Raw genomic sequence first — 19433 nt, 5'->3', positions numbered from 1 at the left:
CTTTAAAACATCTTTCAGGAAGGCATGTCACGGTGCCTTTTTACGCTCTCACGTTATACCCAGGGGATTCCTGAAGCCTGTTCGAGCCTTCAATCAAGTAATCAAAAAAGCCCATGATACCAGTCACTAAACCCTTTATGCCCCGGCTCGAAGAATACGAGAGCTATGTGAGGGGCATCTGGCAACGCCAGTGGCTCACTAACAACGGTCCGCTTGTCAATGAACTAGAGCTGCAGCTAAAGCAGTACCTGAATGTGCCGCACATGATCTATGTGAGCAACGGCACATCGGCCCTGCAAATAGCCATTAAAGCACTCGGGTTAAAAGGAGAGATCATTACAACGCCATTTTCATTCATCGCCACCACCAGTAGTATTTTGTGGGAAGGATGGAAGCCGGTGTTTGTAGACATCGACCCCGATACCCTTAACATGGACCCGGCGTTAATTGAAGCAGCCATAACGCCACAAACCTCCGCCATCATTGCAACGCATGTATTTGGCAACCCCTGCGATATCGATGCCATCCAGGAAATAGCAGCCAGGCACCACCTGAAAGTTATTTACGATGCATCGCATTGCTTTGGTACGAAATATAAAGGACAATCTGTGTTTCAATATGGCGATATCAGCATTACCAGTTTTCACGCTACCAAATTATTTCATACCATAGAAGGTGGCGCGGTTTTTACCCAGGATGCCGCTCTGCTAAAGGAAATGGCGTACATGCGCAACTTTGGCTTTAACGGCCCTGAAGATTTTGCCTGCGTGGGCATTAATGGTAAGAACTCGGAATTTCATGCAGCCATGGGGTTGGTAAATCTGAAGTATGCCGACGAGCTGCTTTGGCGGAGAAAAGAACAGTACCAGCATTACGCCAAGTCGTTGCTGGGCCTGAACATGCAAATGCAGACCATTGACAAAAATGCGGATTACAACCATGCGTATTTTCCCATCATTCTTCCTTCGGAAGAGGTGTTGAAAAAAATGGAAGCGCATTTGATTGGTCATGGCATTTATCCACGCCGGTACTTCTATCCTTCATTGCATACGCTGCGGTTCGTTGAAAAATACGAATGCGCCCACAGTTCAAGCATTGCGCAGCGTATTATGTGTTTGCCGCTGCATCATGAATTAACGGCGGAAGAAATGCATATGATCGTTCGCATTTTATTAAGAACACAGAATAACTAGCAATGAAGGCAGCCATCATGCAACCGTACTTTTATCCATACATTGGTTATTTTCAGTTGATCCATGCCGCCGACCGGTTCATTTTATTCGATGATGTACAGTACATCCGCCATGGATGGATAAACAGGAACCGGATATTGAAACCCGGTGAAGGTTTTCAATACATCATCATGCCGCTGGCGACGCATACAAGAGATTCACTGATAAGGGATATACGACCAGCCGATGCGGAGAAAAATAAAGACAAAATACTCCGGCAGCTTGAACACTATAAAAAAACGGCTCCCTGTTATAAAGCGGTGCGGGCATTGATCGGGGATTGTTTTTCAACCCATCAGGATACAATTGCCGGCATGAACGGCCATTGCCTGAAAACCACCTGTGATTATATAGGGCTTGATTTTAAGATAGAGCTTTCGTCGCAAATGAATTTCGACTATTCACAGGTGCAGGATGCAGGCGGGTGGGCGTTAAAAATGAGTGAGCAACTGCAGGCTACCACGTACATTAACCCGCCCGGCGGTAAAGCGCTGTTTAACAACAGCCAATTTGAAGCAAGTAACATTCAGTTACAGTTTCTGCAACCGGGGTTAAAAGCGTACAGCCAGCGAAGAGCACATTTTGAACCCGGCCTTTCGATCATCGATGTAATGATGTTCAATGAACCGGCAGCTATTAAAGACCTATTAAACGATTATCAGCTAGTATGAAACCTGTGGGAGGATATTTTGGCCTGGAACTAAATAAAGGCGGGTATTCGTACCACACGGTACCATATACTTTCAAAAGCGGGCGATCGGCTTTGCACTTTATATTAAAGGAATGTAAACCAACCCAGGTTTACATTCCCTTTTATACCTGTAAGGTAATCCTGCAATCGTTTGAGGTTGCTGGTATAGCTTATAAATATTATGCCATCGATGAAAGCCTGGAACCTGTTACTTTACCTGACCTGGCAAACGGCGAGTATTTTTTATATACCAATTACATGGGGTTAAAAGATGCCGCGGTAAACAGGCTCTCAACCAGGTATGGCCACCAGCTGATCGTTGACTGTACGCAGGCTTTTTTTACTAAGGGAAATGGCCGGTCGTGGTACTTTAATTCATGCAGAAAATTCTTCGGGGTGCCGGATGGCGCTTATTTATATCCGCCCGATGGAGTTCCGGTTCAACCCCTAGAAAGCAGCAATGAAACCTATACGGTAACGCATTTAATGAAGCGTTTCAACGGACAGGTGGAGGAAGGCTACGCTGCTTTTAAAGAGAACGAAGAACTTTGCGGCCCCGAAATAACAGGCATGAGCGCCATAAGCCAGTACTTGTTATCGCATATAAATTATCAGGAAGTTATAGCCGCCAGAAAGGCCAACTTCAACAGTTTGCACTACATTTTCAAAAACCTAAACCAGTTTGCCATTATTACCGATCCTGAAACGGTGCCTATGGTATACCCGTTAATAACCCCTTACACAACAGACCGGTCAATATTGTACAGTCATGGAATTTATGTGCCCACCTTTTGGGCGGAAGTAAAGGAAGGAAGCAAAAAAGGGTTTGAAACGGAAAGTAAATTGGCTGAAAGCCTGTTGCCCCTGCCAATTGACCACCGGTACCAGGATGCGGATATGCAAAGCATGGCAGCTGTTATACAACTTGCCAAATGAGCTACAATGTATACATAAGGCCGTTGCGCGAAGAAGATGCACTTACTTCTTATCAATGGCGAAATGATCCCAAAATATGGCGGTTTACCGGTTCGCGCCCCGACCGGTACATTACGCCTGAAATGGAAAGAGAATGGCTGGTATTGGCACTGCGTAGAGAAAATGAAAAACGATTTGCCATTTGCCTGTGTGAAGATGATACCTACATAGGAAATGTATTTTTCACAGATATTAATAACGGCCAGGCCCTGTTACACATTTTCATTGGCGAAATGAGGTTCTGGGGTAAGAACCGGGCCTTTGAATCGGCCTGGCTGGCACTTGAACAGGGATTCACCCAATTGGGATTTGAACAGGTGAACATGGAGATGCATAAGAACAATCCGGGAATAGGTAATGTGATAAGAATGGGCTGGCAGCAGGTGGCTGAACTGGAAAACGGGTTTATTCAATATAAATACACCCGGCAGCAGTTTGAAGAGGCTGCTAAACCCGCAACACCCTTACTGTCAGTATGCATTCTTACATATAACCATGGTAAATATATCCGCCAGTGCCTGGAAGGCGTAATGATGCAACAAACCAGTTTTGCTTTAGAAGTGATTATTGGCGAAGATTGTTCAACCGACGATACGCGCAGTATAATAAGGGAGTTTGAGCTGAAGTATCCGGGGATAATAAAACCCATTTATCACGAACAAAATGTAGGCGGGCAACGGAATGCCTATGAATTTTGCTGGCCCCGGTTAACCGGTAAATACATTGCCGTTTGTGAAGGCGACGATTACTGGACCGATCCGCTTAAACTGCAAAAGCAGGTTGATTTTTTAGAGGCAAATAAAGATTTTGTTTTGTGTTTTCATGAAGTAAGAACGGTAAGTGAAAACGATGAGGTATTGCGGGAGGAGGTTGGTGAGTTCAGGATGTTTGACTGGAAGAGTATGCTTTATCAGCATATTCCTACCATGTCGGTTGTTTTTCGCAACTGTATTCCAAACTCCCATAAGGATTTTATTCATGTTACCTACGGCGATGTGTTCCTGTTTACCGTGTTATCGAAATATGGTAAGATCGCCGAATTGGGATTTATAGGAGGTAACTATAGAAGACATCCCGGCGGATTATACGGGGGCAGAACAATGGTTGACAAGTACAGAGGTTCCATTGAAACAAGAAAGTTTATGAAGCGTTCGGCGCTGTTCAATGAAGACCAGAAGAAGGAGATCGAAAAAGCCATGTGGCGCGAAAAGAAAAAGTTTGCCAAGAACCTGTTCAGGCATGGCAATATAACCAGTAGCATCAAAATACTTTTTTTATAAGCCGATTGTATCGCCCATAGAAATGGCTTTTACATTGTAGGCATTAAACGCACTGTTATGAGTAATAAAAAATTTGCTGGATTTGTAGTTACGTTCAATCGGGCAGAGATATTAATGGATACCATTCAAAAGATAATGTCACAGACTTTACCACCCGAAAAATTACTGGTGGTAGACAATGGTACAACAGATGAAACAAAGCAAAAGCTGGAGGAATTATATCCCGAAGTTGCTTACATTAAAATGGGTTACAATGCCGGACCTGCAGGGGGCGACAAAGTAGGATTGGAGATGCTGGCAAAAGAAGGATACCAGTGGATTTTCTGGGGTGATGATAACGATCCCCCACCTACGCCGGATACGTTTGAAAAGCTGGTTAACCTGGCGGAGTCTTACGGTGAAAAATGTGGCCAGGTAGGGATGGTAGGCAGCCGGTTCAATAAATTTACCGGGTTGTTATCGCGCGCTACTAATGAAGAACTGCGCAGCCGTTCCTATATTGAAGTGGATACTATAGGCGGCGGGCAATGCAAGATTGTAAATGCAAAAAGTGTATTGGATGGCATTAATACAGAGCCAAAGTTGTTTTTTGGTTTTGAGGACCTTGACTTTGATCTTCTGCAAAAAGAAGCCGGCTACAAAATCCTCGTGCACAGTGATCTGTTTTTAGGTTGCCGCGAGCGGTGGAACCGGATGAGTGTAGAAAGCACCGTTGCCCGTAAAAAAGATGAGAAGGTATTATGGCGGGATTATTACAGCATCCGTAATGCCCTGTTCATAATGAAAAAGCATCGCCATTACCTGGCATTTTTATCCATTCTGGCAGTATCGTTTGGAAAAAGCCTGTTGAGTTTTAAACATGGCATGCGATACGGAAGCCTTGTTACCCGAAACACCTGGAAAGCCGTAAGGGATTACGGATTAAAAAGATATTACAAACAAGCCATATAGTTATGCGCAATCAATACCACCATTAGACCACCGACCGACCGACCACTTTTATTAAACCCAAAAATTTCCCTGATGACGTATTCGAAAGTATGCGCAATACTGGTAACATACAACAGGCTCGACACCCTTAAAACGGCCCTGGGGCATGTACTGGCCCAAACCTTACAACCTGCAACGATTGTAGTTGTAGATAACAACAGTAACGATGGTACAATTGAGTACCTGCGGTCTGTAGATGGTAAAAGCAATATTCATTGCATTTATATGAATAATAACACCGGTTCGGCTGGTGCTATTGCGGCCGGAATGAACTTCGGCTTAACCAATATTCATAATAAATATGATTATTTCTGGGTGCTTGACGACGATACTTTTTATGCGCCCAACGCCTTGCAGGACCTGGTTGTGAATATCGAAAACAGCGGGTTCTCGATGATCGGGTTGCATGGCGCCCACATAAAAATGGGAAGAAAAATACAGGTAAAGGATGATGTAAGGTTGCAGGAAGTGGATTACGCCATGATCGATGGCGCGCTGATAAAAGCTCAGGTAGTGAGAAATCTGGGAACGATCTGTGAGGAGTTTTTTATGATGTGCGACGATCATGAGTATTCGGTACGCATGCAACGAAATGGTTATAAGATCGGTGTGTTGAAAAATGGCGCCGACAACCGGTTATACCTGGGAGGCGGCGGTCAGTTTACCCGGGCCACCCTTTGGCGGGGGTATTATTCAGCCCGGAACCACATATTTATTATAAAGAAACATTTCTCTTTCGTAAATTTATTTGGTTATTGTCTACTACAATCAAAACTGTTAATCACCGCAGCCCTCCTGGCACCAGACCGCTTCAAACGTGTACAATTAAGACTGATGGGTATTTTGCACGGCATTTTAGGCAAAGGAGGCAGAACTTTAGATCCCGGCACACTTAAGTTTACCGCACGAAAGGCCTTAAAATTTGCGAAATCAAAGAAGCTGGTACTTCATTTACCTGTGATCACCACACATGTATTTGATGTACTTGATTACCTGGAACTTAGTTTTAATGTAATATAAGCATGCTATGAATACAAGGGTTTGCGCAATTGTAGTAACATATAACCGGCTGGAAACGCTGAAAACAGCTATTACCCATATACTGGCCCAAACGGTGCCGCCAACTGAAATTGTAATCGTTGATAACAATAGTACAGACGGAACAATAGAATACCTGGAAACATTAAATGGAAAAAATAATATTCATTGCATTTACATGGAAAGCAATACCGGTTCGGCCGGCGCTATCGCAAAAGCCATGACGTATGGGCTCACGCGTAATGCATATGATTATTTCTGGATCCTGGATGATGACACTTTTTATGCGCCCAATGCGCTGAAAGACCTGGTTGAAAGTATAGAACAATCCGAATTTGTAATGCTGGGTTTGCACGGCGCCAACTTTAAAATGGGCGCCAAAGTGCATGCAAACCCCAACGTTCGGTTACAGGAAATTGACTATGCCATGATTGACGGGGCCATTATAAAAGCAGATATTGTACGCCAACTGGGTCCATTGTGTGAAGAGTTCTTTATGATGTGCGACGACCAGGAATATTCCATCCGCATCAGAAGAGCGGGCTACAGGATCGGTGTACTAAAGAATGGAGCTGATAACCGCCAGTTATTAGGCGGCGGCGGACAGTTTACCCGGGCCACTTTGTGGCGCAATTATTATTCGGCACGTAATCACACGTTCATTATAAAAAAGCATTTCTCATTTACTGAGTTCATTGCTTTTGTTTATCACCAGTCAAAACTATTGTTCACAGCGGCCATCCTGGCGCCAGACCGTTTTAAGCGGGTTAAATTCAGGCTATTGGGGATTTGGCATGGCATCAGGGGTGTTGGCGGCAGAACGTTGGATCCGGGTACTTTACGGTTTATAAGGAGGAAGACAGTTAATGTGGTTGTTGGAGGTGCTTTTATGACGCAGCAACTGATAGATAATATTGGACTATAGAAGAAGAATTTAAAAGTAGCATTATGAAGAATGTTTGTGCAGTTATGGTAACATATAACCGGCTGGATACATTAAAGACGGCGCTTTCGCATATTCTGGCACAAGTTGTAAAACCGGCTGCTGTAATTATTGTAGACAATAACAGTACCGATGGAACGCAGGAATATCTGGCATCAGTAAAAGACGAATTGGTTAAACCGCTGTTTCTAAAAGAAAATGAAGGCCCTGCCGGAGGAATACATGCCGGGATGAAATACGGGTTACAACTGCAGCAATTTGATTATTTCTGGATCCTGGATGATGATACTTTTTATGCAAGTAATGCACTAAGTGAACTGGTGGAAACGATCGAAGGCAGTGGATTCGACATGCTTGGTTTGCATGGTGCGAACATCAGGATGGGAAAGAAGATCCTGGTGGATCCTGCCAAAAGACTTCAGCCGGCCGATTATGTGATGATAGATGGCGCTATTATTAAAACCGAAGCCATTCAAAAAATAGGGCCGGTAAGCCAGCTTTTCTTTATGATGTGTGAGGACGAAGAGTACTGCATGCGGTTAAAAAAGCATGGTTATAGTATAGGCGTGTTGAAGAATGGAGCAGATGAGCGTTTGTTTTTGGGTGGAGGCGGCCGCTTCACCAAATCAACTTTATGGCGCGGCTATTATTCAGCCCGTAACCATCTGTTAATATTAAAGCAGTATTTTTCATTTATAAATCTGCTGTCTTACATCAGTATTCAGTTAAGATTTTTAATTGTTGCCGCTGTGTTAGCCCCCGACCGTTTCAGACGGGTAAAATTCCGGCTGTTGGGCATCTGGCATGGCTTAATAGGAAACAGCGGCCGAACGTTGGATCCCGGCACAATGAAGTTTGTTAAATAGCACCTGTTAAAACCCAGAGATACATAATAGAACCCAGGAACCGGCTACCTAAATTTAACCGATAGAAAAAAATGCAATATGACTTCACAGTTTAAAAAAAAGGTAGTAACAACCCTGCGCTATGTTTACAAGGTTGGGATCATTAAATCCGTACTGATTGGCCTGGCCATGAGCGCCTCCGGCGAAGAAGTGGAAGTAAAATGGAAAGGGCGGAATTATCACATCAGAAAACATTCCAGTGACTTTAAGGTTTTTAGAGCCGTTTCAGTGTTTGGGCAGTATAATATTTCTAAAATTACAAGCAACAACGTTAAAACTATTGTTGACCTGGGTGCAAATATTGGGTTTTCCGTGATGCACTTTAAATCAAAATTTCCCAATGCGCATGTTATTGCTGTAGAACCTGAAAAGAATAACTACGACCAGCTGGTAAAGAATGTAAAAGATTATAAAGATGTGGATTGCCTTCAAAATGCCATCTGGTACTCACAAAAGAATCTGGGCATCTTCGATAGCGGCCTGGGAGAATACGGCTTCAGGGTAGTGGATGCAAACCAAAAACTGGTAGGGAGTGTGGATGCAATTACAATGGATGATATAATCAGCAGATACAAGCTGCAAACAATCGATATTCTAAAGATAGATATTGAAGGGGCCGAAAAAGAATTGTTTACCTACAACTACGAAAACTGGTTGCCCAAGGTAAGATGTATAGTTATTGAATTACACGACTCCTACCGGCCCGGTTGCGCCACCGCTTTTTTTAAGGCAATTTCAAGCAGGGAGTTTGATATTTTTTGTAAGGGAGAAGATATAGTAATAACATTCACCGACACCAAACAAGGGGCTGTAAAATATGCATAGTGGTACTATTCCCGGAACTGAATTAAAGAACGTGACTACTCCTGTAAACACAGGCGCCCCAACCCCCATGCATAAAAAAGTATTGTTTGTTATTGACACTTTACAAACCGGCGGAGCCGAGCAAAGTCTTTTTGCGAATGCCATCCGGTTTAAGACCATGCAGCCTGTAGTTTGTCATTTATATGCCGGCGACTTGTTAAAGCAAAAATTTACAGCGTACAACGTTCCGGTATATTCAGTAGGACTGAAAAAGAAATATGGGTTTACCGAGGCCTACAAACAATTAAAAGCGATTGTTCAAAAAGAACAGCCGGATATAATTGTGGCCTACTTAACCCGGTCGGAAATAATAGCCCGGCTGGTTGGCCGTTTCAGTCATATTCCGGTGATAGGCACTTTTGTAAGTGAATTGTATTCCGACACCTATAATACCGCACTGTCGGCAAAAGCAAAAATGGCGGTGTCGTTTTTCAAATGGGCCAATAAAACAACGGCCCGGTTTTGTAAAGGATTTGTTGCCAATTCGGAAGAAGTAAAAAGGTCCAATGCAAAAGCATTGGGCATTGCACTTAATAAAATAGAAGTCATCAACAGAGGCCGGGACAGTAACCTGTTCCGGTTTCATGTTCCCCAGGCAGCTTCTGGTAAACCGCTCCGGTTTTTAAATGTAGGCAGGCTGGTGCCGGTTAAAGGCCAGCGGGATCTGATCCAGGCCTTTGCAGCGTTTTTACCAGCCTGTCCCGATGCAGAGTTACATATAGCCGGTGAAGGCCCGGCGCGGGAATCGTTAACGGCGCTTATTGATGAGTTGGGATTGCAGCATAATGTGGAGTTGTTAGGTAGTCAGGATATACCCCGGATCATCAATGGATATGATTGTTTTGTTTTCCCATCGCACAGCGAAGGGTTCAGCGGCGCCGTTGTAGAGGCCATGTTTGCCGGGTTGCCGGTGCTGGCCAGCGATATTGCGGTAAATAAAGAGGTGATCACTCATCTGGAAACTGGTTACTTTTTTGAAAAGGGATCGGTGGAAAGTATAAAACAGGCGTTGTTGTGGTATAAAGATAATGTAGCAGTCGCCAACACATTTGCGGTAAAAGCAAATGAACACGCCCGCCAGCATTTTGAACTGGATAAAATAGCCGGCAAGCTGGAAAATTATTTACTCAACCTGATCATTGTAAAAAATTGACAATACTTCAACTGGTTCAAAAGCCTCAATTACGCGGGGCGGAGATGTTTGCTTCACAGCTGAGTACCCACATAAACGAAAAAGGTGATAAAGCAATCCTGGTATTTGTTTTCCCAGGCAAAGCGCCTTTGCCATTTGCCGGTGAAACAAGACATTTGAATGGTTCGCCCAAAAAGCGTATGTGGGACCTGAAAGCCTGGCGTAACCTGGCCCGGATAATTAAAGAAGAGAAACCCGATGTTGTTCAGGCCAATGCAGGCGATACTTTGAAATATGCAGTATTTTCGAAGTTGTTCTTCAAGTGGAAACAACCCATTGTTTTCAGAAATGCCAGCACCATCAGCCTGTATATAAAAACAACGCCGGCCAAACTGTTGAACGGCTTTTTCTTTAAATATGCCAGCCGTATAGTTTCTGTAAGCAGAACATCCGCAACAGATTTTGCAAAATTGTTCCCGCAATTCAAAGAGCGGATTGTAACAGTGCCAATAGGAATTGAAGAAGCGTTGCTTAATGATCCCGCAAAAGAAAATGTAATACCCGGCGCATCAAAGCCTGTACTGGTGCATGTAGGCGGGTTCTCCTTTGAAAAGAACCATGTTCGCCTGATAGCGATATTTGAAAACATTCTGAAAAAACAACCCGGCGCCAGTTTACATTTTGTAGGCAGCGGACCACTGCAGGCACAAATAGAAGAACTGGTAAAACAAAAAGGGCTTCAGCAACAGATCTATTTTTACGGGTTCCGCAATGACGCCATGCAGTTTATAAAAAACGCCGATGTGTTGTTGCTGCCCAGCATTATAGAAGGCCTGCCTGGCGTAATACTGGAAGCGTTTTATTGTAAAACCCCGGTGGTAGCTTATGATGTGGGTGGAATTGGCGAGGTAGTGATTAACAATAAAACAGGCTACCTGGTGCCAAAGGGAAATGAGGAGATATTTGCAGACAGGGTATTGGCCGCTCTTGACAAGACACCCGAAAATCAGCAATTGGTTCAACATGCCTGGGGGCTGGTGATGAGTGAATACCTTAATGCTAACATTGCCAAAAAATTCTTAGACGTATACGAATCTGTAAAGAAATAAGGAACAAGCTGTCGTGCTTATTTAACCCTTGTAACAACTAAACATATGGATACTTTGAACAAAACATATATCCGTCATTCGTACCAGGAGCAGCAACGCATTCCTGTATTACACATTATAAAATCACTGGGTCGTGGTGGTGCAGAGATGCTATTGCCCGAAACATTACGTCAGCACGATAAACAGAAATTCGACTTTCATTATATTTATTTTCTTCCCTGGAAAAATCAGATGGTATCGGCCATTGAAGAAGAGGGAGGAAAAGTAGTTTGTATTCCTGCAAAGAATAACGCCGCCATTTTACTTGCCGTACGCAAGATAGCCGCGTACGTGCGGGAGCATAAGATCCAACTCATCCACTGCCATCTTCCCTGGGCTGGTATGGCTGCCCGCATTGTAGGCAGAATGACCGGTGTGCCGGTTGTTTATACCGAACACAATAAATGGGAACGCTATCATAAGTTAACCTACCTGTTAAACAAATTCACCTTTAGCAGTCAGCAACGTGTAATCGCCGTATCGGCAGAAGTAGCCAATTCCATTAAAACCAATTATGGAAAGGCAAAACCGCTGATACAGGTAGTAGCCAACGGAACCGACACCCTCAAGTATTCCCGCGATCAGCACATTGGCAACGACATTCGTACAGAACTGAATATTCCGGCAACCGCCACGGTGATTGGTATTACCTGTGTGTTCAGGGTACAAAAGCGGTTGGGCGCATGGCTGGAGATTGCCCAGGCATTGCATGCAAAAAATCCGGATACTTATTTTATTATTGTAGGCGATGGACCGTTGCGGGAAGAGATCCATGCCAAAGCAAAGGCGCTCGGTACCGATAAATATGTGTTTTTTGCAGGACTGCAAACCGAGACCCGTCCGTACTTCACCGCCATGGACATCTTCATGATGAGCTCGGAATTTGAGGGACTGCCCATTGCACTGTTGGAAGCTATGAGCATGAATTGTGTCCCAACCTGTACAGCAGCAGGCGGTATACCCGAAGTAATAACGGATGGTGAGAATGGCTTGCTGGTGCCCGTTCAGGAGCCCATGCAATTGGCAGATCGACTGTTGGCCCTGATTCAACAGCCCGGCCAGCTGGCAAAAATGAAAGAGGCTGCCCGCGAAACAGTTATCAATTCTTTCAGTATGAAAAAAATGGTGGGCGAACTGGAAGCCATATACAATGATTTGATCACCCAATAAAACTCAGGACTGTGATAGGTGGAATAATCTTAGTGATCCTGTTTTATGTAATAACCCTGCCGTTATTACAAAGCTTGAAACGGCGTTTGCCTTTCTTCCAGGTGGGTTTAATGAAAAACCTGTACTGGTTCCATACGCTGTTTTGTCTTATCTATTATATCTTTCAGTTATTTGCCCGTTCCGATTCGCAGGACTATTATCTGCGGGCTGCACAGAATTACGCCACCTGGTTCAGTGCGTATGATACAGGTACGCCCTTTATCGACTTTACCGCATACCCCTTCGTAAATTACCTGGGCTTTAGCTTTGAAATGATGTTTGTGCTGTTTGCCTACATGGGGTACTGGGGCTTTGTTTACTTTTACGTGTACTTTAAAGAGAATACAAAGTATAAACATAAGATCTGGGGCATGGAACTGATCCCCCTGTTGTTCTTTCTGCCCAATATGCACTTCTGGACAGTTTCATTGGGTAAAGGATCTATCATCTTCTGGGGGCTGGGGATGACGATGTATGGCCTCAGTAAGTTAAAGACACGAAAATTACATTTGATCCTTGGTTTACTCATCATTTATCATGTACGTCCGCACGTGTTTTTGTTTATGGCGGTTGGAATAGTGGTGGGCATGTTTACCGGCCGGCAAAAAGTGCCGGTATGGCAAAAGATGCTGGTGTTTGGAGCGAGTGTAGGGGCGATGGTTTTGTTGTACGATAAGATCATGGCTTTCTCAAAGATCGATGGCGACAACGTGTTGCAAAGTTTTAACCAGTTTTCGGCAGTACGTTCGTACGAATTATCGAAAGCAGGGTCGGGGATCGATATCTCCAACTACCCGCTGGCTTTGAAGTTGTTTACCTTTTGGTTCCGCCCCTTGTTTGTTGACTCACCTGGCGGTATGGGGTTATTGGTATCGGTTGAAAATGTATTATATCTGGCGTTAACTGCAAAGTTATTCCAGAAAGGATTTTTTAAATTCCTGCGCAAAGGCTCCGCCTTGCTAAAAACAACTGCAGTTGCATTTATTGCCACCTCATTCGCGCTATCGAACACCATGTCGAATATGGGAATTATCATCAGGCAAAAAAGTATGATCATGTACTTTTTAATGTTTGTGATTATACAATTCCTCGACTATAAAAAGGGCCTGCAGGTTATGAAACGGAGAAAGGCCCTGGAAGAAAGTAAGGACAACAATCCTGAACCAAAAGTGCAGCCGAGACCTGTGAAGTTGTCAATAGCCAATAGCCAATAGCCAATAGCCAATAGCCAATAGCCAATAGGCAATAGGCAATAGGCAAAGGGCAAAGGGCAAAGGGCAAAGGGAATGCGGGCAACGCAAGGTAATTATTAATCTCAAAGATCGCGAGCCACGTTTGCTGTTTCACGAAAAGCCCTGAAATAAAATAACTCTAAACTTAGAACTAAGAACTTAAAACTGACATATGCAAGGGATATTCACCATATCGCTCGATTTTGAATTGCACTGGGGTGTATTTGATAAAAGAGACCGTCAGCAGCGGGAAGCCTGCTATAAAAATACGTTACGCATAGTTCCACAAATGCTGGAACTGTTCAGCAAATATGATGTGCATGTAACCTGGGCAACAGTAGGTAGCTTGTTTGCCGCTAACCGCCAGGAATGGGAGACTTTCACTCCTTCTGTAGAGCCTGATTATGCAGTAGAAAAATATTCAGCCTATAAATGGGTTCGCCAACATGGAATGGACCAGCAATATCAATGGGCGCATTTTGCTCCTGAAGAAGTAGCCATGATTATGAAGTACCCGGGACAGGAACTGGCTACACACACGTTCAGCCATTACTATTGCCTGGAAGAACAACGGGAGAAAATGGCTTTCGACGCCGATTTGAAAGCGGCCGTTAAAGCAGCCCAAAAGTTTAATGCACCCATGCGTTCGCTGGTGTTTCCGCGTAACCAGTTCAACCCCGAATATTTGAAGATCTGTTACGACAATGGGGTTAAAACGGTTCGTTCAAACCCCAGTGGCTGGTTTTGGTCGCCGGTTACCAATGGCGGCGCCGGATTGATGCGCAGGATATTCCGTACAGCCGACGCTTACATTCAGGTTGGTGGGGTACGAACTTCTTATCCGTTAAGCGCTATTAAAGTAACTCCAGGTGAACCGCTGCAATTGCCTGCAAGCCGGTTCTTACGGCCCTGGAGCCCGAAATCGGAACTGGCCAATAAAATGAGATTACGCAGATCGTGCCAGGAGATCCGCATTGCGGCACAACGCAAACAAGTATATCACCTGTGGTGGCACCCCGAAAATTTTGGTGATTACCCTGAACAGAATTTACAAAGCCTGGAAGTGTTGCTGAAGGAATTCAAAAAGTGCCAGCAAAAATATGGAATGACCAGCTGGAATATGGGCGAATATGATACTTACCTGGTTCAAGAGACTACCCCCAAAGCCGTTAAAAAGGCAGATAAAATATTGCAATAATTCTTCTGAGAATAAAAATTATTTAAGCCAGATAGCCACATAGGAGCATAGTCAATTCAGTTTGATTATACAGGTTCGAGATGGTTATGTTTCTATGTGCCTACCTGGTTTAGGATTTCAGCCCTTAAAATAAAGCGAGAGTCGGAGTTTCCCGGCTTACCAACCATGGCAAATGAACTTTAAAAAAGTTCCATATCGCCAAGAGAATAGCCCCAGTTTTTAATGTCCAGTAATTCGGGAAATTTTTCATTCATGTTCAAATCTCTCAACGTTACTATGGGACCACGGTTCTGAACAGGTATTATCCCCATCCAGTTAAGAGCAGATTGATGTGACTGATATTGCCGTCCTGAAAATGAAATGACCTGTATTTTATGTTTTTTGCAGTAGGGGAGAACTACCTTGCTGATGCTGGAGTTGATGCGCCTGTTTGATGAAGCGTTATTAAATAACATACAGTCTACCAGGCGCAACTCTCTGGTAAATGAATGTTGCTTTATGCGGCCAATGAGCAGAAAGTTCTCGAAGTCGGTAAAGTAATTATAACTGAACAAAGGATTATCGGCATAGCGCCACCGGATATACGAGCCGGATAGAATAGTGTTTAAATGTTGGGTATCCTGCACGTAATTATTCATTAAGCTGAACACTTTTGGGTCCCAGGTTTGGGTAGGCGTAGGATCTTCGGCGGTGGAATTGCCTTTCCCTTTTTTGAATGCTAGCGCATAAGCCAGGGCAATGGGGTTACGAACTTTGAATTTTAAAGGCATTTTGCCCTGTTGTACCCATCCCATTTTTAAATAACCTGGCCGGCTTTGATCATTGGGGGTATTGAAAACGAAATGGATGCCCTGTTGTTTACACAAATCCAGCTGTTGCAGGGTGAGCTTTTTAAAAATACCTTTTCCCTGGTGTTCGGGGTGGGTGGCCGTATCAACCGCGCGAATGGCTTTATAAACGGTATCTTTCCATTTCCACTGCCATTGCATAAATGCTCTTAATCCAATGAGCATCCCGTTTTCTTCGGCCAGCAATACAAAAGAAGCACCGAATGGATTTTGTTCATGCTTCCAGTTCCAGAGAAATTCTGATTTGGGGATGAGCCCTTCACCCAATGATTTTTTCAAAAGTTCTATCATCGCGGGTTTGTCCTGGGGCGTGGCTGGTCGTATTTGCATGGTAAGTAGATTATGTTGATTGAAGCCGGGTTAACGAATTACACAAAAATTACGAACATTTTTTCTTCTTTACAATATTGAAGTGGTATAAAGGTAAGCAATCTTTATAGCGTACACGAAATTGGCGAACCTCATATACAAACAGATAACATGAAATCATTGAATAAACTGATCCGGATAACTACCGTACCTGTGTCGTTAAGCGTGTTGCTTAAGGATCAGCTGAGGTATATGTCCAATCATTTTGAAGTGTTGGCGGTATCATCACCTGATAAAATGCTGGAGCAGGTGGCCGTTCGTGAAGGGGTGCGAACAGCGCCGGTGACTATGACGCGTGCTATTACCCCGGTGAAAGACATTAAGGCTTTGTGGAAATTATACAGGTTGCTGAAAAAAGAAAAGCCGGCCATTGTGCACACTCATACGCCTAAAGCAGGGTTGCTGGGCATGATGGCAAGCCGGTTGGCAGGTGTGCCGGTACGCATGCATACGGTAGCCGGCATGCCCCTGATGGAAAACACCGGAATGAAAAGAAAGGTGCTGAATTTTGTAGAACGGCTAACCTATAGCTGTGCTACACATGTATATCCGAACTCGAAACACCTGGCAGGTTTTATTCTGGAGAACCATTTTTGTAATGAGCAAAAAATGAAGGTGCTCGGCAACGGAAGCAGCAACGGCATCAATACCCGGTTTTTTCAACCCGGGGAAGAATTGAGTAATGCGGCCTGTGAATTAAGAAAGAAGTTTGGATTAACCGATAAAGACTTTGTGTTTGTTTTTGTGGGGCGCCTGGTGAAGGATAAAGGCATCGAGGAACTGGTTGAAGCTTTTAGCCAGCTAAAGGAAAAACACCCGAATATCAAATTGTTGCTGGTGGGGCCTTACGAACCCGAGCTCGATCCGCTGGCGCCGGCTACGCATAAGATCATTGAAACAGATCAGTCAATTATCCATGCCGGATTTCAACAGGATATCAGGCCGTTTTTAATGATCAGCCAGGCACTGGCCTTTCCTTCGTACCGCGAGGGTTTTCCCAACGTGCCCATGCAGGCCGGTTGTTTTAACCTGCCTTCCATAGTCACCGATATCAATGGCTGTAATGAAATTGTGGAGGATGGAAAGAACGGGTTGATCATTCCTGCCAAGAGCGTGCCGGAGCTGCAAAATGCCATGAACAGGCTATTGACCGATACCGCTTTATATCTTACATTGCAGTCCAACGCACGTAAGATGATCGTGGACCGCTATGAACAGAAATATCTTTGGGAATTGTTGTTAAAAGAATATCACGACCACTTAAAAGCTCATGCAATTGTATCGTAATTTTTTAAAGAGAGTCTTTGACTTTATAGTAAGCCTGATAGCATTCGGTTTACTGTTGCCGCTGTTTATTCTTGTTACAGCATTACTTTATTTAGCCAACCAGGGCAGTCCGTTTTTTGTACAACCCAGGCCCGGTAAAAATGGCCGCATCTTTAAACTGGTGAAGTTTAAAACCATGAACGATAAAAAGGATGCTGCAGGCAACCTGTTATCGGATGCGGAACGTTTAACGGCTATTGGCGGGTTCATCAGGAAAACATCGCTTGATGAGATCCCACAACTGATCAACGTCATTAAAGGCGAAATGAGTTTGATAGGTCCCCGGCCCCTGCTGGTGGAATACCTGCCTTTGTACAATGACATGCAAAGGAGACGACATGAAGTGCGCCCCGGTATCACTGGCTGGGCGCAGGTGAATGGTCGTAATGCTATAGGCTGGCAGCGGAAGTTTGAACTGGATGTTTGGTATGTTGATCATGTATCATTCACGCTTGACTGTAAGATTGCCTTTTTTACTATTATGAAGGTTGTTAAAAGTGAAGGCGTTAGTCAAACAGGTCATGTAACTATGACAAAGTTCCAGGGAAACTAAAAGTTTCACCTGAATCCCACCCTCCCAATTTTCCTCTGCAATACCCGGTTATTGCGCTAAAATAATCGTAACTTATAATAGGTCAACTAACTTATGAACGATTAAATACACTTAAAAACACCCTGGGGAGCTCTGATTATGATTCGTTTTTCACCACCTTATATCGATGACGATATAATAAATGAAGTAACTACCATTCTGCAAAGTGGTTGGCTTACCACTGGCCCTGCCACCAAAAAGCTTGAACAGGAAATGGCATTATTCTGCAATGTTGATCACACCCTGGCAGTTAACTCAGCTACCTCGGGCATGATACTGATGTTGCATTGGTATGGCATTAAAGAAGGGGATGAGGTTATTGTTCCTGCCTATACCTATTGTGCAACCGCATTGGCGGTAATGCATGTGGGCGCCAAACCGGTTATGGTAGATGTGGGAAATGATTTTAATATCGATTGTCAAAAGATAAAGGATGCTATTACTGAAAGAACAAAAGCGATCATTGCCGTTGACTTTGCCGGTTGGCCCTGCGATTATGATGGGATATACAGCATTGTAAATGATATAGAAATAAGAAAGAAATTCCGGCCTGCATCGGAAGCTCAGCATCAACTGGGCCGTATTATGATCATGGACGATGCGGCGCACGCCCTGGGGGCTACCTATAAGAACAAGCCTATTGGGTCTTGTGCTGATATTACTGTTTTCTCTCTGCATGCAGTAAAAAATATCACTTCTGCCGAAGGTGGGGTTATTGCCATCAACCTGCCTGCGCCTTTTAATAATGAAGAAGTGTACAATACGCTTCGCATCTGGAGTTTGAACGGGCAAACAAAAGATGCCTTTACAAAAACAAAGGCCGGCGCCTGGCAATATGATGTTATTTATCCCGGGTTTAAAATGAACATGCCCGATGTGCTGGCAGCAGTAGCATTGGCGCAGTTTAAAAAATATGAGAACCTGCTGCTGATTGAAAGAAAGCGGGTCTTTGATTTTTACAACAACATTTTTTCAAAATACGATTGGGCTATCTGCCCGCCGTATCAGCAAAACGGTTGCGCTTCTTCTTACCATCTTTATCCATTACGTATTAAACATGGCACAGAGGAAGAACGTAATAAAATTATCGAAGGCATATCAGGCCGTTCTGTGGCCGTGAATGTACACTTTACACCATTGCCTATGCTTACGGTTTTTAGGCAGGCAGGTTATAAAATTGAAGAATATCCTGTTGCCTATAATTTATATAGCAACGAAATATCACTTCCCATTTATCCGCAACTTACCAATGATGAATGCAAGACCGTAACAGAAGCGGTTATTGAGTCGGTAAAAGAATTGCGGCCGGTGAAAACCTTACTCCGCATTTTATTCCCTGTAATGATAATGATGGGGGCCATAATGCCCGAAGAGCAGGAACCCGGGGATGAAAGTACCTACAGTTATTCGGATGGATTTGTGAACCGGAAAGCCGGCCGGTATTACCGGTTTACCGCTTAG

At 44.0% G+C, this 19433-nt stretch carries 18 protein-coding genes; 17 read left to right on the top strand and 1 reads right to left on the bottom strand.

Annotation, left to right across the window (positions count from 1 at the left end; all coding sequences use genetic code 11):
• Window positions 1-113: 113 nt before the first annotated feature.
• The 14 genes from NIAKO_RS26315 (at window position 114) to NIAKO_RS26250 (ending at window position 14837) form a co-directional block, all read left to right on the top strand.
• On the top strand, window positions 114-1193 hold the full coding sequence (locus tag NIAKO_RS26315; RefSeq protein WP_014221502.1) for a DegT/DnrJ/EryC1/StrS family aminotransferase: 1080 nt from the start codon (window positions 114-116) through the stop codon (window positions 1191-1193).
• 2 nt (window positions 1194-1195) lie between these two features.
• The gene (locus NIAKO_RS26310; protein ID WP_014221501.1) at window positions 1196-1903 is read left to right on the top strand and encodes a WbqC family protein; all 708 of its coding nucleotides are present in this window, start codon (window positions 1196-1198) and stop codon (window positions 1901-1903) included.
• Window positions 1900-2859, top strand: a complete 960-nt coding sequence (locus NIAKO_RS26305) for a hypothetical protein (RefSeq protein WP_014221500.1) — start codon at window positions 1900-1902, stop codon at window positions 2857-2859. The genes NIAKO_RS26310 and NIAKO_RS26305 overlap by 4 nt, the downstream gene beginning before the upstream one ends.
• Window positions 2856-4178, top strand: a complete 1323-nt coding sequence (locus NIAKO_RS37215; protein ID WP_014221499.1) for a GNAT family N-acetyltransferase — start codon at window positions 2856-2858, stop codon at window positions 4176-4178. Before NIAKO_RS26305 ends, NIAKO_RS37215 begins: the two co-directional genes overlap by 4 nt.
• A gap of 57 nt (window positions 4179-4235) precedes the next feature.
• Complete coding sequence (locus tag NIAKO_RS26295) at window positions 4236-5129, top strand: glycosyltransferase (protein WP_014221498.1); 894 nt, start codon at window positions 4236-4238, stop codon at window positions 5127-5129.
• 72 nt (window positions 5130-5201) lie between these two features.
• Complete coding sequence (locus NIAKO_RS37210) at window positions 5202-6188, top strand: glycosyltransferase family 2 protein (RefSeq protein WP_014221497.1); 987 nt, start codon at window positions 5202-5204, stop codon at window positions 6186-6188.
• Window positions 6189-6195: 7 nt separating this feature from the next.
• Window positions 6196-7131 (top strand): glycosyltransferase, encoded by a 936-nt coding sequence (locus tag NIAKO_RS37205; RefSeq protein WP_014221496.1) that lies wholly within the window; start codon window positions 6196-6198, stop codon window positions 7129-7131.
• Between the two features lie 23 nt (window positions 7132-7154).
• Window positions 7155-8015 carry a glycosyltransferase gene (locus NIAKO_RS37200; protein ID WP_014221495.1) on the top strand — a complete coding sequence of 287 codons (861 nt, stop codon included), beginning with the start codon at window positions 7155-7157 and terminating at the stop codon, window positions 8013-8015.
• Window positions 8016-8093: 78 nt separating this feature from the next.
• Window positions 8094-8879 carry an FkbM family methyltransferase gene (locus tag NIAKO_RS26275; RefSeq protein ID WP_014221494.1) on the top strand — a complete coding sequence of 262 codons (786 nt, stop codon included), beginning with the start codon at window positions 8094-8096 and terminating at the stop codon, window positions 8877-8879.
• Window positions 8872-10071, top strand: coding sequence for a glycosyltransferase family 4 protein (locus NIAKO_RS26270; protein ID WP_014221493.1), 1200 nt, complete (start codon window positions 8872-8874; stop codon window positions 10069-10071). The genes NIAKO_RS26275 and NIAKO_RS26270 overlap by 8 nt, the downstream gene beginning before the upstream one ends.
• Entirely contained in the window at window positions 10068-11159 is a 1092-nt protein-coding gene (locus tag NIAKO_RS26265) for a glycosyltransferase family 4 protein (RefSeq protein ID WP_014221492.1), read from the top strand. The genes NIAKO_RS26270 and NIAKO_RS26265 overlap by 4 nt, the downstream gene beginning before the upstream one ends.
• 45 nt (window positions 11160-11204) lie before the next feature.
• On the top strand, window positions 11205-12368 hold the full coding sequence (locus tag NIAKO_RS26260) for a glycosyltransferase (protein WP_014221491.1): 1164 nt from the start codon (window positions 11205-11207) through the stop codon (window positions 12366-12368).
• Window positions 12369-12379: 11 nt separating this feature from the next.
• Window positions 12380-13621 (top strand): hypothetical protein, encoded by a 1242-nt coding sequence (locus NIAKO_RS26255; RefSeq protein ID WP_014221490.1) that lies wholly within the window; start codon window positions 12380-12382, stop codon window positions 13619-13621.
• Window positions 13622-13811: 190 nt separating this feature from the next.
• Window positions 13812-14837, top strand: a complete 1026-nt coding sequence (locus NIAKO_RS26250; RefSeq protein WP_014221489.1) for a polysaccharide deacetylase family protein — start codon at window positions 13812-13814, stop codon at window positions 14835-14837.
• Window positions 14838-15016: 179 nt separating this feature from the next.
• Here the strand turns inward: NIAKO_RS26250 and NIAKO_RS37195 are convergent, their stop codons facing one another.
• Window positions 15017-16015, bottom strand: a complete 999-nt coding sequence (locus tag NIAKO_RS37195) for a GNAT family N-acetyltransferase (RefSeq protein ID WP_014221488.1) — start codon at window positions 16013-16015, stop codon at window positions 15017-15019.
• 150 nt (window positions 16016-16165) lie between these two features.
• On the opposite strand from NIAKO_RS37195, the gene NIAKO_RS26240 reads away from it, so the two are divergent.
• From NIAKO_RS26240 to NIAKO_RS26230, 3 genes are all read left to right on the top strand, one after another.
• Window positions 16166-17341, top strand: coding sequence for a glycosyltransferase family 4 protein (locus NIAKO_RS26240; protein WP_014221487.1), 1176 nt, complete (start codon window positions 16166-16168; stop codon window positions 17339-17341).
• Window positions 17325-17933, top strand: a complete 609-nt coding sequence (locus tag NIAKO_RS26235) for a sugar transferase (RefSeq protein WP_014221486.1) — start codon at window positions 17325-17327, stop codon at window positions 17931-17933. Before NIAKO_RS26240 ends, NIAKO_RS26235 begins: the two co-directional genes overlap by 17 nt.
• 138 nt (window positions 17934-18071) lie before the next feature.
• Entirely contained in the window at window positions 18072-19433 is a 1362-nt protein-coding gene (locus NIAKO_RS26230; RefSeq protein WP_014221485.1) for a DegT/DnrJ/EryC1/StrS family aminotransferase, read from the top strand.

This window comes from Niastella koreensis GR20-10, from assembly GCF_000246855.1.
Classification (GTDB): Bacteria; Bacteroidota; Bacteroidia; order Chitinophagales; family Chitinophagaceae; genus Niastella; species Niastella koreensis.
Note: the sequence above shows the minus strand (reverse complement) of the source record. Positions and strands in the feature narration are given on the sequence as shown.

Excerpts from the sequence above, each read along its gene's own strand:
- NIAKO_RS26230 (WP_014221485.1), top strand. The coding sequence starts at position 18,072 with ATGATTCGTTTTTCACCACCTTATATCGATGACGATATAATAAATGAA.
- NIAKO_RS26305 (WP_014221500.1), top strand. The coding sequence starts at position 1,900 with ATGAAACCTGTGGGAGGATATTTTGGCCTGGAACTAAATAAAGGCGGG.
- NIAKO_RS26275 (WP_014221494.1), top strand. The coding sequence starts at position 8,094 with ATGACTTCACAGTTTAAAAAAAAGGTAGTAACAACCCTGCGCTATGTT.
- NIAKO_RS37195 (WP_014221488.1), bottom strand. The coding sequence starts at position 16,015 with ATGCAAATACGACCAGCCACGCCCCAGGACAAACCCGCGATGATAGAA.
- NIAKO_RS37205 (WP_014221496.1), top strand. The coding sequence starts at position 6,196 with ATGAATACAAGGGTTTGCGCAATTGTAGTAACATATAACCGGCTGGAA.
- NIAKO_RS26310 (WP_014221501.1), top strand. The coding sequence starts at position 1,196 with ATGAAGGCAGCCATCATGCAACCGTACTTTTATCCATACATTGGTTAT.
- NIAKO_RS26240 (WP_014221487.1), top strand. The coding sequence starts at position 16,166 with ATGAAATCATTGAATAAACTGATCCGGATAACTACCGTACCTGTGTCG.
- NIAKO_RS37200 (WP_014221495.1), top strand. The coding sequence starts at position 7,155 with ATGAAGAATGTTTGTGCAGTTATGGTAACATATAACCGGCTGGATACA.
- NIAKO_RS26270 (WP_014221493.1), top strand. The coding sequence starts at position 8,872 with ATGCATAGTGGTACTATTCCCGGAACTGAATTAAAGAACGTGACTACT.
- NIAKO_RS26235 (WP_014221486.1), top strand. The coding sequence starts at position 17,325 with ATGCAATTGTATCGTAATTTTTTAAAGAGAGTCTTTGACTTTATAGTA.
- NIAKO_RS26315 (WP_014221502.1), top strand. The coding sequence starts at position 114 with ATGATACCAGTCACTAAACCCTTTATGCCCCGGCTCGAAGAATACGAG.
- NIAKO_RS26260 (WP_014221491.1), top strand. The coding sequence starts at position 11,205 with ATGGATACTTTGAACAAAACATATATCCGTCATTCGTACCAGGAGCAG.
- NIAKO_RS26250 (WP_014221489.1), top strand. The coding sequence starts at position 13,812 with ATGCAAGGGATATTCACCATATCGCTCGATTTTGAATTGCACTGGGGT.
- NIAKO_RS37215 (WP_014221499.1), top strand. The coding sequence starts at position 2,856 with ATGAGCTACAATGTATACATAAGGCCGTTGCGCGAAGAAGATGCACTT.
- NIAKO_RS26295 (WP_014221498.1), top strand. The coding sequence starts at position 4,236 with ATGAGTAATAAAAAATTTGCTGGATTTGTAGTTACGTTCAATCGGGCA.
- NIAKO_RS37210 (WP_014221497.1), top strand. The coding sequence starts at position 5,202 with ATGACGTATTCGAAAGTATGCGCAATACTGGTAACATACAACAGGCTC.